Origin of the sequence: Streptomyces canarius (assembly GCF_014650735.1) — a bacterium.
Lineage (GTDB): Bacteria > Actinomycetota > Actinomycetes > Streptomycetales > Streptomycetaceae > Streptomyces > Streptomyces olivaceoviridis.
In genome coordinates, this window is the sequence record NZ_BMVN01000161.1 from 1 (window position 1) to 1,890 (window position 1,890).

The 1,890-nt window shown below is 68.4% G+C and carries 2 protein-coding genes; one reads left to right on the forward strand and one right to left on the reverse strand.

Annotated features, from left to right (window positions below; genetic code table 11):
* A partial coding sequence (locus tag IE294_RS46560) for a phosphotransferase-like protein (RefSeq protein ID WP_229918263.1) occupies positions 1–216 on the reverse strand: 216 nt, incomplete at its 3' end.
* Between the two features lie 221 nt (positions 217–437).
* Between IE294_RS46560 and IE294_RS46565 the strand changes: the two genes are divergently transcribed.
* Positions 438–1,712 (forward strand): IS701 family transposase, encoded by a 1,275-nt coding sequence (locus IE294_RS46565; protein ID WP_435858245.1) that lies wholly within the window; start codon positions 438–440, stop codon positions 1,710–1,712.
* The last annotated feature ends 178 nt before the right edge of the window (positions 1,713–1,890 follow it).

Below are 1,890 nucleotides of genomic sequence, written 5' to 3' on the forward strand. Positions count from 1 at the left end.
GGCCGCGATCGAGCGGTGGAAGCCCATCCTGGTCCGCCGCAGCGCGGCATCGAGTTCCTCCGCTTCGAGCTCCCGCTTACTGCGCATCGCGCTGAAGCCGTCGACCGCCATGTGGAAGAAGACGCCATCGTCCAGGATGTCCAGAAGCTCCCTGGCGATGCTCGACTTCCCCGAGCTGGAGGTGCCATTGAGGAAAATGATCCGACCAGATGCCATATCGCCATGATCACACGTTGCCGGCGCCGCGCTCAGGAGATCTCCAGCGGATCTCGGCGACCAGCGGGATTCGCAAGAGACCCCGATCAAAACATGGAGTTTGATCGAATCGGTGGGACCTGGTGCGAGACGGCTGCGGCCATCGGTGATCATCGTGAGGTGTGTGGACTGACGATGAAGCGGTGGCCGCAGATCACATCGTGCCTGCCCGCTGGCGGGCGATGTTCGAGGGCCTGATGGAGCGGATCGCGGGACAATTCAGCCGGGTCGAACCCCGGCTTCGAGCCCGGCAGTTGATGCTCGGGTTGCTGGCTGACCTGCCGCGCAAGAACTGCTGGACGATCGCCGAGCACACCGGGGACGCCACACCCGACGGCCTGCAGCACCTGCTCGGCCGCGCCAAATGGGAGGCCGACCTTGTCCGGGACGACCTGCGCGCGTTCGTGCTGGAGCACTTGGCCGACGACCAGGCCGTGCTGGTGATGGACGAGACCGGCGACCTGAAGAAGGGCACCCGCACCGTCGGCGTCCAGCGCCAGTACACCGGCACCGCCGGGCGGATCGAGAACGCCCAGGCCGCCGTCTACCTCACCTACACCTCCCGCCACGGACACGCCGCCATCGATCGCGCGCTCTACCTGCCCAAGGCATGGACGAGCGACCCGGACCGCTGCGCCCAAGCCGCCGTCCCCAACGATGTCGGCTTCGCCACCAAGCCGCAGCTCGCCCGACAGATGATCGAGCGCACCCTGGACGCGGGAGTTGCGGCCGCATGGGCGGCCGGCGACGAGGTCTACGGCGACAACCCGCACCTGCGCGCCGCCCTGGAGCGGCGGCAGCTCGGCTACGTGCTCGCGGTGTCCAGCACTCACCGCGTCCGCACCCCGGCCGGAGGTCAGCGCGCCGACCACCTGGCCAAGAAGATCCCCAAGCGGGCCTGGCAGAAGCTGTCCGCCGGACGCGGTGCGAAGGGCCACCGCTGGTACGACTGGGCCCAGATCGCCGTCACCGCCCCCGGCCTGCCCGGCCATCAGCACCTGTTGATCCGCCGCAACCGCCGCACCGGCGAGCTCGCCTACTACCGCTGCTATGCACCCCGCCCGGTGCCGCTCTCCACCCTCGTGAAGGTCGCCGGAAGCCGCTGGACGGTCGAGGAGACGTTCCAAAGCTCGAAGACCCTGGCCGGGCTGGACGAGCACCAAGTCCGCCGCTGGGACTCCTGGCACCGCTGGGTCACCCTGGCCCTGCTCGCCCACGCCTTCCTCGCGGTCACGGCCGCCCTCGAACGCCGCGACCAGGCCCTGGCCGACGACGGGACCAGCCCGAACGGGCTGATCCCGCTGACCTGCAACGAGATCCAGCGCCTGTTCACCGCCCTGATCGCAGGGCCGACCCGCGACCTCGCCCATCGACTGCGCTGGTCCACCTGGCGCCGACGCCACCAAGCCCGCGCCCAACGCAGCCACTACCGACGCCAGGCCGCCCTTCAATCATGAAGATCACATCTACGGCTGGAGTATTAGTACTCCAGCAGCGTTTCGCTATCTTGCCTGGTCAGAGGCATCGTCGGGAGTGTAGTTGGCTGATGGTCCATCAGGGGCGGTCTTGCTGGACCGCCCCTCCAACGAGTGGCATCGTCGCCGGTAGTGGCAGTGCCTGGCGACGGCCTGACGC

Coding starts and splice junctions, on each gene's coding strand:
- IE294_RS46565 (WP_435858245.1), top strand. CDS start 438: ATGTTCGAGGGCCTGATGGAGCGGATCGCGGGACAATTCAGCCGGGTC.